Origin of the sequence: Niveispirillum sp., from assembly GCF_052437035.1 — a bacterium.
Classification (GTDB): Bacteria; Pseudomonadota; Alphaproteobacteria; order Azospirillales; family Azospirillaceae; genus Niveispirillum.
In genome coordinates this window covers 76,243-89,562 of record NZ_JBQVOH010000014.1, presented here as the reverse complement: position 1 = coordinate 89,562, position 13,320 = coordinate 76,243, and the positions used below count along the sequence as shown (strand labels likewise).

10 protein-coding genes are annotated in these 13,320 nt (G+C 64.7%); 9 read left to right on the top strand and 1 reads right to left on the bottom strand.

The annotated features are described in order from the left end of the window. The first annotated feature begins 94 nt into the window (after positions 1-94). The 7 genes from tssB (at position 95) to ACT6Q8_RS23550 (ending at position 7,483) form a co-directional block, all read left to right on the top strand. Entirely contained in the window at positions 95-598 is a 504-nt protein-coding gene (gene tssB / locus ACT6Q8_RS23580; protein ID WP_054166687.1) for a type VI secretion system contractile sheath small subunit, read from the top strand. A gap of 76 nt (positions 599-674) precedes the next feature. Beyond that, positions 675-2,120 (top strand): type VI secretion system contractile sheath large subunit, encoded by a 1,446-nt coding sequence (tssC, locus tag ACT6Q8_RS23575; protein ID WP_054166686.1) that lies wholly within the window; start codon positions 675-677, stop codon positions 2,118-2,120. 90 nt (positions 2,121-2,210) lie between these two features. Further along, a complete protein-coding gene (locus tag ACT6Q8_RS23570) occupies positions 2,211-2,711 on the top strand; it encodes an Hcp family type VI secretion system effector (protein ID WP_054166685.1) in 501 nt (166 codons plus the stop codon). A 227-nt stretch (positions 2,712-2,938) separates the two neighbouring features. Further along, positions 2,939-3,514 carry a type VI secretion system baseplate subunit TssE gene (gene tssE, locus ACT6Q8_RS23565; RefSeq protein ID WP_444734974.1) on the top strand — a complete coding sequence of 192 codons (576 nt, stop codon included), beginning with the start codon at positions 2,939-2,941 and terminating at the stop codon, positions 3,512-3,514. Then, entirely contained in the window at positions 3,504-5,348 is a 1,845-nt protein-coding gene (gene tssF, locus ACT6Q8_RS23560) for a type VI secretion system baseplate subunit TssF (RefSeq protein ID WP_444734975.1), read from the top strand. The genes tssE and tssF overlap by 11 nt, the downstream gene beginning before the upstream one ends. Continuing rightward, complete coding sequence (gene tssG / locus ACT6Q8_RS23555) at positions 5,312-6,346, top strand: type VI secretion system baseplate subunit TssG (protein WP_054166682.1); 1,035 nt, start codon at positions 5,312-5,314, stop codon at positions 6,344-6,346. Before tssF ends, tssG begins: the two co-directional genes overlap by 37 nt. 90 nt (positions 6,347-6,436) lie before the next feature. Then, positions 6,437-7,483, top strand: coding sequence for an eCIS core domain-containing protein (locus ACT6Q8_RS23550; protein ID WP_054166681.1), 1,047 nt, complete (start codon positions 6,437-6,439; stop codon positions 7,481-7,483). A gap of 102 nt (positions 7,484-7,585) precedes the next feature. Here the strand turns inward: ACT6Q8_RS23550 and ACT6Q8_RS23545 are convergent, their stop codons facing one another. Then, positions 7,586-8,137, bottom strand: a complete 552-nt coding sequence (locus tag ACT6Q8_RS23545; protein WP_444739436.1) for a hypothetical protein — start codon at positions 8,135-8,137, stop codon at positions 7,586-7,588. A 485-nt stretch (positions 8,138-8,622) separates the two neighbouring features. Here ACT6Q8_RS23545 and tssH point away from each other — a divergent pair, with 485 nt between their 5' ends. Further along, the gene (gene tssH, locus ACT6Q8_RS23540; RefSeq protein WP_444734977.1) at positions 8,623-11,322 is read left to right on the top strand and encodes a type VI secretion system ATPase TssH; all 2,700 of its coding nucleotides are present in this window, start codon (positions 8,623-8,625) and stop codon (positions 11,320-11,322) included. After that, entirely contained in the window at positions 11,319-13,310 is a 1,992-nt protein-coding gene (locus ACT6Q8_RS23535) for a type VI secretion system Vgr family protein (protein WP_054166678.1), read from the top strand. The genes tssH and ACT6Q8_RS23535 overlap by 4 nt, the downstream gene beginning before the upstream one ends. Positions 13,311-13,320: the final 10 nt, after the last annotated feature.

Sequence of the window (13,320 nt, the reverse complement as noted above, 5' to 3'; positions counted from 1 at the left end):
TCCCGAGTGAGCGTGATTGTTGATATCTCTTCCAACTGACTGACGCGGCGGCCCGATCACCTAACCGGGCGCCGGCTGCAAAAGGGGGTACACGATGGCTGATAGTACACAGCACAAGCTGAGCCGGGTCCGCCCGCCGCGGGTCCAGATCACCTATGACGTGGAAACCGGTGGCGCGGTTGAAAAGCGCGAACTGCCCTTCATCGTCGGCGTCATGGCCGATCTGTCGGGCAAGCCCGCCGAGGCCCTGGCCCCGGTCAAGGACCGCAAGTTCGTGGAAATCGACCGCGACAATTTCAACGAGGTGCTTTCCGCCGCCACCCCGCGCGTCACGCTGCGCGTGGCGAACCGGCTGGTGAAGGACAGCGACGAGCAGCTGGGCGTCGAACTGTCCTTCAAGCACATGGATGATTTCGATCCGGTCGAGATCATGGAGCGTGTTCCGGCACTGAAGAAGCTGCTGGATGCCCGCAAGCGTCTGCGCGACCTGCTGACCAAGCTGGATGGCAATGACAGCCTGGATGCCCTGCTCTCCTCCGTCGTGAAGAGCACGGAAGAACAGGCCGAGCTGAAGAAGCTGCTGCAACCGCAGGCCTGAGCGCCCGCACCCGCTTGAAACCATTCCGGGCCGGCGCCCATGAAGGCGTGCCGGCCAAGCCGATGGAGGCTTTGCGATGCCCGATACTACATTGCTTGACAAGATCATTGTCGAGGGCAAGCTGGCGCGTGATGACAGCCAGAAGGAATTTGCCCGCGATCTGGTTGCCGAGTTCGTCAATTCCGTGCTGGCCGAAGAGGGTGGCACTGTCGGTAACGACGTCGTGGCCCTGATCAATGACAAGATCGCCGAGATCGACGATCTGCTGTCGGCCCAGCTGAACGAGATCCTGCACGATCCCGACCTGCAGAAGCTGGAAGCCACCTGGCGCGGCCTGTCCTTCCTGGTCTTCAATACCGAGACCAGCACGAGCCTGAAGCTGCGCATCCTGAACATCACCAAGGAAGAGCTACTGAAGGACCTGGAGAAGGCCGTCGAGTTCGACCAGTCGGCGCTGTTCAAGAAGGTGTACGAGGAAGAATACGGCACCTTCGGCGGCAACCCCTACAGCATGCTGATGGGCGATTACGAGTTCGGCCGCCATCCCAACGATGTGAAACTGCTGGAACTGGTGTCGAACGTCGCTGCCGCCGCGCATGCGCCGTTCATCTCCGCCGCCAGCCCGCGCCTGTTTGACATGGACAGCTTTACCGAGCTGGGCGTGCCGCGCGATCTGTCCAAGATCTTCGAGAGCATGGAACTGGTGAAGTGGCGGTCCTTCCGCAACAGCGAGGACAGCCGCTATGTCAGCCTGGTGCTGCCGCATGTGCTGCTGCGCCTGCCCTATGGTCCGGACACCAAGCCGGTGGAGGGCGTGAACTTCGTGGAGGATACAGACGGTCGTGACCACAAGAAGTACCTGTGGGGCAATGCCGCCTATGTCCTGACCCAGCGCGTCACCGACGCCTTTTCCAAGCATGGCTGGACCGCCGCCATCCGCGGCGTCGAAGGCGGCGGCAAGGTCGAAGGCCTGCCGGCCCACACCTTCCGCACGGATGAGGGCGATGTCGCGCTGAAATGCCCGACGGAGATCGCCATTACCGACCGCCGCGAGAAGGAGCTGAACGATCTCGGCTTCATCTCGCTGGTCCATTGCAAGGGCACCGACTATGCCGCCTTCTTCGGCGGTCAGACGGCCAACAAGCCGCGCCAGTACAATACGGACGCGGCCAATGCCAATGCCCGTATCTCCGCCATGCTGCCCTATGTGCTGAACGCCTCGCGTTTCGCGCATTACATCAAGGTCATCATGCGCGACAAGGTCGGCAGCTTCATGACCAAGGACAATGTTCAGACCTTCCTGAACACCTGGATCATGGATTACGTGCTGGGCAAGGACGATGCCGGCCAGGAACTGAAGGCCAAGTATCCGCTGCGTGAAGCCCGCGTCGATGTGTTCGACGTGCCGGGCAAGCCCGGTGCCTACCGCGCCACCGTGTTCCTGCGGCCGCATTTCCAGCTGGAGGAACTGACCGCCTCCATCCGCCTCGTCGCCGAACTGCCGGCACCGGCTGCCTTCTGATCCGTGCGGCCCCGCCCCAGGTATCGTCCTGGGGCGGGGTACTCGTTGCGATAGTCCCAGACCGAACAGATATCGAGATGGAGAGCGGCCATGGCCGGCAATATGTTCCTGAAGTTGACCACCCCGGATATCAAGGGTGAGTCGACCGACAGTTCCCACAAGGAAGAAATCCAGGTTCTGTCCTGGAGCCATTCCTTCAACCAGCCCACCTCCCCCACCCGCAGCAGCGCGGGCGGCGGCACCGTGGAGCAGGCGAACCACTCCGACTTCTCCTTCACCAAATATATCGACGCGTCGACCGACGACCTGCTGAAAATGTGCTGGAGCGGCAAGCACATTCAGAAGGGCGTCTTCTCCGCTTACCGTTCCAACGGCGACAACAAGCCGGTGGAATATCTGGTGATCACGATGGAGAAGATCATCGTCTCCAACGTCTCCATCGGCGGTGGTACCGGCGACATCCCGACGGAGACGATCACGCTCTCCTATGGCACCGTCGAGTACAAGTACATCCCGCAGAAGGAAGATGACGGCACGGGCGAGGGCGCCCAGCCGGTCAAGCACGACCTGATCAAGCAGGAAGTGTCTTAACACGCGCCCTCAGGCGCCGGGTGGGCGCATCCGCGCCCTTGGCTTGCGCGGGCACGTGCCCGCGGGCGCTCAATGCGCCAACCGGTCCAGAGCGGGCGTTGCCCACCCTGGACCGGTATCAGGCCTTTCCGCCGGCGTTGTTAGAGTCTGTTTTGCCGTGTGATTCACGCTTCAAATGATTGCATTTGAACCGATCACACTTTAGTGCCGCCCCGACGGGAGGATGCATGATCACGGGTCCCCGCCTGATGCCAGGTGTGCCCGCGCCGCTGTTCGACCGGCTGGTCGATACGGAGGACGCGGCAGGCGCGCAGTCCATGCTGGACCGCGACGGGCTGATCCTGTCCATTGCGGGGGAGATTTCACTGCTGCTGAACACGCGCTGCCCCCGGTCCCGTGACGTGATGGCGGGACGGCGGCGCACGACCCTGGATTACGGCATTCCCGACCTGTCGGGTTTCCAGCCCTTCGACAGTGCCGCAGAGGCTGCCCTGGTGGCGGAGCTGGAGATGGCCATCGCCACCTTCGAGCCCCGTCTTCTGTCGCCGCGTGTGCATCTGTCGCGCCTGACGCCGGCCCTGAAGGAAGCGTTCCTGACCGAATGGTCGCAGCGTGCCGCATCGCTGCCGCCCAATCAGGGGCTGCGCCGGCAGGGGGCTTGGTTCACGGTGCTGCCGCCCGAACATGACCGCCGGGCCCTGCTGGTGGAGGTCACAGGTTCAATCCGGCTGGATGACCGGATCGAACCGGTCAGTTTCCCCGTGATGCTGCGCGATGCCTCGGGAGGCCGCGATGCCGCGTGACGAGGCCGAAGCCCTGTTCGCGGCGTATGAACGCGAACTGATGTATCTGCGCAATGAGGGGGCGGAGTTTGCCCGCACCTATCCGCGCGTGGCGGGGCGTCTGGATTTCAACGGCCATGAAAGCCGTGACCCGCATACCGAACGGTTGCTGGAAAGCTTCGCCTTTCTGACGGCGCGCATCCAGCGCACCCTGGACGCGGAATTCCCGCTGATCCCGTCGGCGCTGCTGGACACGCTGTACCCCGCCCTGATGGCCCCGGTGCCCAGTGCCGCCATCGCGCATTTCGAGGTGGACCCCGGTCAGGCGCGGGCGGCGCAGGGTTTCCACCTGCCCGATAATATCGCCCTGCATGCCGAAAGCCCCTCGCACGGGCTGACTTGCCGCTTCAATACCTGTTATCCGGTCAAGCTGTGGCCGGTGCAGGTGGTGCGGCAGGAGATGTTGCGGCCGGAGAAATTCCCCTTCCTGGCGCGCCTTGGCGGGGCCGCCGTCTGGCGTCTGCGGCTGCGGGCGCAAGGCAACCTGACCTTCGCCGACATGCAGCCCGACCGCCTGCGCCTGTTCCTGGACGGGGAGCCTGCGGTGGCCGGTCCCCTGATGGAAATGCTGCTGGACCAGTCGCGCGCCGTCGTTCTGGTGCCCGCCGTGGATGGTGCGGAACCCACCGCGACCTTGAAGCCGGATTGTCTGTCGCCTGTGGGCTTCGCGCCGGATGAGGACCTGCTGAGTTTCCCCGTCCATGCCCATCAGGGCTATCGCCTGATCCGGGAATATTTCGTGTTTCCGCAGAAATTCCTGTTCCTGGACGTGGATTTCACCGATGCGGACGGCAATCCCGCCACCTGGCCAACGGGGGCGGAGGTGGACCTGTTCTTCCTGCTGAAACAGCAGCCGGAACGGGCGGAACGGCTGGAACGGGTGACGGTGCGCCTGAACTGCGCGCCCATCATCAACCTGTTTCCCAAGACCAGCGAGCCGCTGCGCCTGGATCAGACACAGTCCGAATATCGTCTGTTGCCTGACAGCCGCTGGGAACGGTCCACGGAAATCCATTCGATCCAGAAGGTCTCCGCCGTCATGAACCGGGCGGACGAGACGGCGTTGGTGCGTCCCTTCTTTTCCTACGACCATATGGCCGTGCGGGCCGCGCCCGACTGTTTCTGGATGGCGCGGCGGCGGCCCACGGTGCGGGCCGACATGCCGGGGACGGACATGTTCCTGTCCTTTGTCGATCTGGCGCTCGACCCGTCGCTGCCACCCACGCGCACCCTGTTCGCGCACACGCTTTGTACCAACCGGGGCATGGCCGAACAGCTGCCGCCCGATACGTTACTGAACCTGGAGGTGGATGCGCCGGTGCGCGAGGTGCGCTGTCTGACCCGGCCAACGCCGCAGATCAGCGCGCCCGAGCAGGGCGAAACCCTGTGGCAGCTGGTGTCGGCCCTGACCTTGAACCATCTGTCGCTGGCCGATGATGGCAGCGGGTCGGCCCTGCGCGCGCTCAGGGAGATCATGGTGCTTTATGGCGATGGCTGCGGTGCCGCCGTGCATCAGCAGGCGGGCGGCATGACGGCCCTGTCGTCGCGCCCCGTCACCCGGCGTTTGGGGAACGAGGCCTGGCGCGGTTTCGTGCGGGGCACGGAAATCAGCCTGACCATCGATGAAAGCCAGTTTGCGGGCGGCAGCGCCTATCTTCTGGCCAGCATCCTGGACCGGTTCCTGGCGCTTTATGGCCGGGTCAACAGTTTCACCCAGCTGGTGCTGAACAGCGCGCAGCGCGAAGGAGTGTGGAAGCGATGGCCGGCGCGGGTTGGCGAACGGAACATTCTCTGATCAGCCAGTTGCGGGCGAACCCGGAATGGTTCGACCTGTATCAGGCGGCACTGATCATGGAACGCGACGCTGCGCGCGGCGGGGCCGCGCCCGTGCCCGTGGGCGAAGGGGCCGATGCCGGCCAGGAGGCCATCCGTTTCCATGCCAGCCTGCGCGCCCGCCCGTCCGCCGATCCGCTGGAGCGGATCGACCGGCGGGAGATGCCGTCGGGCCGCACGCGGTTCCGGGTGAAGATCAATTTCCTGGGCCTGGGCGGACCCTTCGCGCCGCTGCCGCCGCCGGTATCGGAACTGCTGGCCGACCGGGTGCGGGCCGGCGATGCCGCCATGCGCGACTTCCTGGACCTGTTCAACCACCGGCTGGCCAGCCTGCTGGTGCGGTCGCGCCGCGCGCACCGGCCCGACATGACCGGCAAGGCGCCGTGGCGCACCGGCATGGCCGACTGGCTGGCCGCGCTCTGTGGGCTGGGGGTGGAGCCGCTGCGCCGCCGCCTGTCACTGCCGGACCGGTCGCTGTACCGGCACACAGGCCTGCTGAACCGGCCTGTGGCCAGCCAGCACGGGCTGGAACGGCTGCTGATGGCGCATTTCGCGGTGCCGGTGCAGGTGGAACCGCTGACCGGCGACTGGATGGAACTGGAGCCGGAGGATCGTACGCGCCTGGGCGACAAGGGTGATAATGCCAGGTTGGGCGTCGGTGCGGTTCTGGGTGGACGCGTCTGGGACCAGGGGGCGGGGATCACGGTGGAACTGGGTCCGCTGGACCTTGCCACCTTCCGCGCCTTCCTGCCGGGCGGGGATGCGGCCAGGGCGCTGGCCGATCTGGTGGCCCTGCATGCAGGGCCGGACCTGGGCGTCACCCTTCGCCTGCGCCTGAAGGCGGAGGAAGTGCCGGCGGTGGAGTTCAAGCCCGACCGCCAGGACCGCGTGCTGGGCCGCACCGCCTGGCTGCCGGCACGCGAAAAGCGCGAAGTGGTTCTGACCCAGCGGTTGGTGTGAGGGAACCATGCTTCACGCTTTGACGGGTTATAGGACTGGGTTAGGATCAGGGGTCTGGCGGACAATGGGAACCATGCGGGGGACAGGGTCATGGCCGGGGCAGTGATACAGGGACGGTTCGGGGCCGGCGGTGCCAAGCTGCCGGGGGCGCTGGGCGGCATCACGGCCGGCGGGCCGGGGCATGTTCGTGTCGTCATGGCATCCGGCGGGCATGGCAGCGGCCATCCCGGTGCCCAGCAGCTGCCCCCCGGTCTGATCCGGCCCGGCGGGGGCGGCAGGCCCCTGCCCGAACGTGTGCGCGGCCAGATGGAAAGCTTCTTTGGCGCCGATTTTTCCGACGTGCGGGTGCATGTCGGGTCAGAGGCGGCCAGCATCGGCGCGCTCGCTTTCACCATGGGGTCCAGCCTCTATTTCGCACCCGGCCAGTATAATCCCGACAGCCCGCAGGGTCTGGCCTTGCTGGGACATGAGTTGACGCATGTGGTGCAGCAGCGGCAGGGACGGGTGCGCAACCCGTTCGGCAGCGGGATCGCCGTCGTCCAGGATCTGCATCTGGAGGCAGAGGCCGACCGGATGGGCGCACGTGCCGCCAACCACCGCATGCCGCAGCCTGTGCAGGCCAAACCGGCCCCCGCTCTGGTGCCGCGCGGGGCCGGTGTACCACGGCCTGTCCAGCCCAAGGCGCCGAAAGCCCCCGATGCCGGCGGTTATCGCCTGATTGTCGGCGGCTATCTGCATCAGGAGAAGGGCCTGCCCGACGGCATGGCGGGTCATGGCTTCGTGGCCATCGAAAAGCCGGGTGGCGGGCGTCAGGCCTTCGGCTTCTCCCCCGCTGGTTTATCCAACATGGATGCCAAGCGTGACCTGGGCAAATTGACGGCGGGCGTGCCGGGCCGCGTGCATGATGACGCAAGCGCCTTCACCAAGCCCGGTGTGCGCACCCGTTCCTATGCCATCAGCCGCGAACAGGCCGAACAGGCCATGGGCAAGGTGGCCGAGTACCGTAAGGGCACGCAGTTCAGCCTGGCCCGCAAGCAATGCAGCAGCTTCGCCATGGATGTGGCGCGGGCGGCAGGCGTGGATGATTTCGCCGGTGCCAAAGTGGCCAGCCCGCGTGAGTGGTACCGGAAGATTTGAGGTGGAATGGCGCGGTTTATGTCTGGCGTGCCCTTCGACATTCGCCGCAGCCATTCTATAAGACCAGACGCTGACCGTCTGATACGCTTCATGCGTTGAACGTCACAGAGTGACGTTGGTCTTCTTGCCGATCTTCTCGATCACCACCCGTTCGCAGACGCCCATATGCTTCAGCATGAAAAGCGCCTGGAAGGACTTTTCCGCCGCCCCTGTGACCTTCGGGCGGTAAAGCTTTTTCACGCGAAGGGTTCCGATCTGAAAATAGACGGTATGGGTTATGCCAAACATGTCCCTGACGCCAATGCCCGACTCGTAAAGCCGGGCTAGTTTTTCGGCGCATCCCTCATCTTTGCCACTGGTGCCTTGCTCGCTGGAGCAGGGGCTGGAAGTGATATAGAGATCAAAGCGTACACGGCTCTGGGGACAGCCAAGTTCTATCCAGCGCTGCGGAACCAGGCTGGTGACATAATCTTCGGCATGATTATGTTCATCATCGACCAGATCCTCGCCAACCAAATCCTCATAAGTTGCTGATGGCTTATAGCTCTGGGTGATAACGGACTGTGTAGGGGTGAAATTCACCTGGGCAAAGGTGCCGAATCCGGAATTGATCTGGTTGTTGTTGAGCTGACCACTTGTGGTGCCGCTGAACATTGCCTGCGCGACAGGTGTCGTGCCGCCCCAGCGCATTGGGGCAATTGGCGGCGGGGCATGCCGACATTTCGGCCCGCAAGGCTTCGCCTTTAACTGCAAGGGCGCCGAGGAAGCAGTGTTTCCCGGCCATGTCACGGGCGGCGGTGCCACCGATGGGCGGGAGCCGGCGCCGGGAGAAGGATGAGCCATTTTCGGCTGAATACCCAAGCCCTGATGAGACCGGGTTCCGCCGGCGGCTGACGGTAGGCTGCCGAACTTCGTTGGAGGTGGTTTGGCCACAGGAATGCCTCCAGAAATTTCTGAATGCCACCATGCCCTCAATATACGGTAAATACAATCCTGGCGCGCAAGGGCGATGGACTTCCTGTCGCGTACTGCCCGGAGGCCTGTTTGCCCTCTTTCGTGCCAACCGGGTCGGCTGACCTTTGCGCCTTCCCATTGCATCCATTAGGATCACGCGATCCCGCAGAAGGCTGGAATCTCTCATGTCCTCCATCGCCACCCTGATCGCCCGCCTCAATCCGCTGACCAAGCGGGCCATGGAGGGGGCTGCACAGCTCTGTCTGGCGCAGACCCATTACGCCGTGGAGGTGGAGCATCTGCTGCTGAAGCTGGTGGAGCGGGGGGAGGGCGATCTGACGCCCGTGCTGCGCTATTACGGCGTCGATGTGGGGGCGTTGCAGAAGGAGCTGACAACCGCGCTGGATCGGCTGAAGCGCGGAAACAGCCGCACGCCGGCCTTTTCCGACCATGTGGTGCGGCTGCTGCAATCGGCCTGGCTGGTGTCGTCGCTGGAGTTGGGCGCTAGCCATGTACGCTCGGGCGCCATCCTGAAGGCGCTGCTGGAGGATGATGCGCTGCGCGGTTTGCTGCTGGAACCGGTGCCGCTGCTGGCGAAAATTCCGCGCGGGCGGCTGGTGGAGGATTTGAAGGAACTGGTGCGGGGCACGGCGGAGGATGCGGGCGGCGGGGGCGGATCGCCTTCCGCCCCGTCTGCGGTCGCTACACCGAAGCCGGCGATGATGTCGGGTGCGGCGCCGGGTGCCCCGGCGGGGGTGAAGCTGTCGGGTGGGCCGACGCCTGGGCTGGATGCCTACACGATCGACATGACGGCGCAGGCACGGACCGGCAAGTCCGATCCCGTGGTGGGCCGTGACCCGGAAATCCGGCAATTGGTCGATGTGCTGATGCGCCGGCGCCAGAATAACCCGATCCTGACGGGCGATCCCGGCGTGGGCAAGACGGCGGTGGTGGAAGGGTTTGCACAGCGCGTGGTCGAAGGCTCCGTTCCCCCGCCGCTGCGCCAAGTCCGCGTCCTGTCGCTGGATTTGGGTCTGCTGCAGGCCGGTGCCGGCGTGCGGGGCGAGTTCGAGAACCGCCTGAAACAGGTGATCGAAGAGGTGGCGGCGTCGCCCCAGCCCATCATCCTGTTCATCGACGAGGCGCACAGCCTGATCGGGGCCGGCGGGGCGGCGGGGCAGGGGGATGCGGCCAACCTGCTGAAACCCGCCTTGGCACGGGGCGAGTTGCGCACCATCGCGGCCACCACCTGGGCCGAATATAAGAAATATTTCGAGAAGGACCCCGCGCTGGCCCGCCGCTTCCAGGTGGTGAAGGTGGAGGAGCCGGACGAAAAGAACGCCATCGCCATGCTGCGCGGTCTGGTGGCCAAGCTGGAAGCCCATCACGGCGTGCGCATCCTGGATGAGGCGGTCTCCGACGCCGTCCGCTTGTCGCACCGCTACATCACGGGGCGGCAATTGCCGGACAAGGCCATCGGGGTGCTGGACACGGCGTGTGCCCGCGTCGCCATCGCCCGCAGCGGCCCGCCGCCGCAGCTTGAGGCCGCACAGCGTCGGCGCAAGCTTCTGTCCGACGAAATCGCCCTGCTGGGCCGCGAGTCGGCGCTGGGCCGCGACCATGCCGACCGCATCGACGCCCTGTCCGACGAACAGGCCAAGGCCGAGGAGGAGGAAGCCCACCTGCAGCAGCGCTGGCAGCAGGAAAGCGATCTGGCGGGCCGCGTACGCGACCTGGAAGGCCAACTGGCGGGTGGCACCCTGAATGGGGCCGACTTCACGCGGGTGAAGGCCCGGCTGGACGGGCTGCGGCTGGAACTGGAGCAGTTGCAGGCGACCGATGCCATGGTGCCGCTGTCGGTCGATCACCGGGCGGTGGCGTCGGTCGTCTCAGGTTGGACCGGTATTCCCGTGGGCCGCATGCTGACCGACAGCATCGCGGTCGTCCGCAACCTGCGCGCCAAGCTGGGCGAGCGGGTGGTGGGGCAGGAGGCGGCCCTGGACGCCATCACCAAACGCATCAGCACCTATTACGCCTCTCTGGCCGAACCGGGCAAACCCACGGGCGTGTTCCTGCTGGTCGGCCCGTCGGGCGTGGGCAAGACGGAAACGGCCCTGGCGCTGGCCGAAACCCTGTTCGGGGGCGAAAGGTCCGTTATCACCATCAACATGTCGGAATATCAGGAGGCGCACAGCGTTTCCGGCCTGAAGGGGGCACCGCCGGGCTATGTCGGCTATGGGCGCGGCGGGGTCCTGACGGAGGCGGTGCGGCGCAACCCCTATTCCGTCGTCCTGCTGGACGAGGTGGAGAAGGCGCATCCGGACGTGCTGGAGCTGTTCTATCAGGTGTTCGACAAGGGCATGCTGGAGGATGGCGAGGGCATTCTGGTCGATTTCAAGAACACCGTGATCCTGCTGACCAGCAATCTCGGGTCGGATGCCATCATCGACCGTGCCCGCCGACCCGGCCCGCCGCCGGGGCCTGATGCGCTGGAGGCCTTGATCCGCCCCGACCTGCTGCGCCATTTCAAGGCGGCCTTGCTGGGCCGCATGGTGGTGGTGCCCTATCTGCCGCTGGATGAGGGGCGGCTGCGGGAGATCGTGACCTTGAAGCTGGCCCGTATCCAGCGCCGCATGGAGGATGCCTACCAGGCGGAACTGAGTTGGGATGACAGTCTGGTGGTCCATGTCCTGTCGCGCTGTCAGGCCGTGGAATCCGGCGCGCGTGCCATTGATCAGATTTTGACCAATGGCCTGCTGCCGCAGATGTCGGCCACCATCCTGGACCGGCTGTCGATGGGCGACAGTATCGACATGGCGCATGTGACGGTGGCCGAGGATGGTGACATCCGCATCCAGTTCGACCGTCCGGCGGCCCGGCGATGAGCGACGCCGATCAGAAGCAAAGCGGCCAGTCGCTGTCGATCACGACACCGCTGGGCGCCGACAAGCTGATCCTGCGGGAGATGACGGGGCGGGAGGGGATATGCGAGCTGTTCCAGTTCGATATCACCGCCATCGCATCCGATGCGGCGCTGGACATGAGCAAGGTGGTGGGCAAGTCGGTCACCGTCACCCTGACGGGACCGGACAGCACCAAGCGCTATATCAACGGCATCTGCGTGCGCGCCGTGCAGATGGAGAAGACCTATTCCCTGCAACTGCGCCCCTGGCTGTGGCAACTGGGCCTGACGGCGGACTGCAAGATTTTTCAGGACAAGACGGTGCCGGAGATCGTGAAGGCGGTGTTCGGCGATCTGGGTTTTTCCGATTTCAAGGACAGTCTGACCGGCAGTTACACGGCGCGCGAATATTGTGTGCAGTATAATGAGACCGCCCTGGATTTCGTCTGCCGCCTGATGGAGGACGAGGGGATATTCTGGTTCTTCACCTTCGCCGACGGCACCCACACCATGGTCCTGGCCGATGATGCCAGCGCCCATACCAACCTGCCGGTCCTGGCGACCCTGCCCTATCTGCCGCTGCCATCGGGCAAGGAATGGCTGGAGGATGACCGGGTCGATAGCTTCCTGATTGAGACCGCCATGGTGCCCGGCAAATACCAGACCGATGATTATTTCCTGGAAACGCCGTCCACGGAGCTGAAGGTCAATGTCGCGGGTACCGGCAGCCTGCAGGTCTATGAATATCCCGGCGGCTACACCAAAAAGGATGCGGGCGACGCGCGCGGCAAGGTGCGGCTGGCAGAGCTGGAGGTCGCGGCCAAGCGGGCATCGGGGTCTTCTACGGTGCGCGGCGTGGCGGCGGGGTTGAAATTCACCCTGTCGGGCCATCCGCGCAGCGACGCCAATGCGGCTTACGTCCTGCACGGGGTCAACCATTCGGTCAGCCTGGGCGGCTATTCCAACAGTTTTGAGGCGCTGCCCGCCGACACCACCTTCCGCCCCGCCCGCCGCACCCCGCGTCCCCGCATTCCCGGCACCCAGACCGCCATCGTGGTGGGCAAGTCGGGGGAGGAGGTGTGGACGGACAAGTTCGGCCGCATCAAGGTGCAGTTCCATTGGGATCAGGTCGGCAAGAAGGATGAAAATTCCTCCTGCTGGGTGCGGGTGGCGCAGGGTTGGGCCGGCAAGAACTGGGGCGCCTTCTTCCTGCCGCGCGTGGGGCAGGAGGTGGTGGTCAGCTTTCTGGAAGGCGATCCCGACCGCCCGCTGGTCACCGGGTCCGTCTATAATGGCGAACAGCAGGTGCCCTACACCCTGCCCGACGACCAGACGAAAAGCACCGTCAAGACCAACACGTCGAAGGGCGGCGGCGGCTATAACGAGCTGCGGTTCGAGGATAAGAAGGACTCAGAAGAGATATATCTCCAGGCCCAGAAGGACATGAATGTCCTGATCAAGAATTCCCGTACCACCACCATCAACGAGGCCGACGATACCCTGACGCTGGACAAGGGCAACCGCGCCACCACCATCACCAAGGGTAATGACACCCTGACCATCACGGAGGGGGATCGCACCTTTTCGGTGGCTAAGGGCAAGGAAACCTATGGGGTGAAGGGGACACGCGCCATTACCGTGGAAGGGGCGGAGACCAAGACCAACAAGGACAAGGTCACCTGGACCGTCAGCGGTAATTTCTCCCTCAAGGTTGATGGCAATATCACCATCGAGGCGGGGGGATCGGTGACCCTGAAATCCGGCACCGGTCTGACGGTGCAGTCGGGCACCAGTATGGATTTGAAGGCGGGAACGGCATTGACGGCCAAGGCCTCCACCGATGCCAAGGTGCAGGGCCTGAACGCCACGTTGCAGGGCGATGTCGGCGCCACGGTCAAGGGATCGGCCACGGGCACCATCGATGGCGGCGGCATGCTGACCGTCAAGGGCGGCCTGGTGAAGATCAATTGAGGGGGCGGTG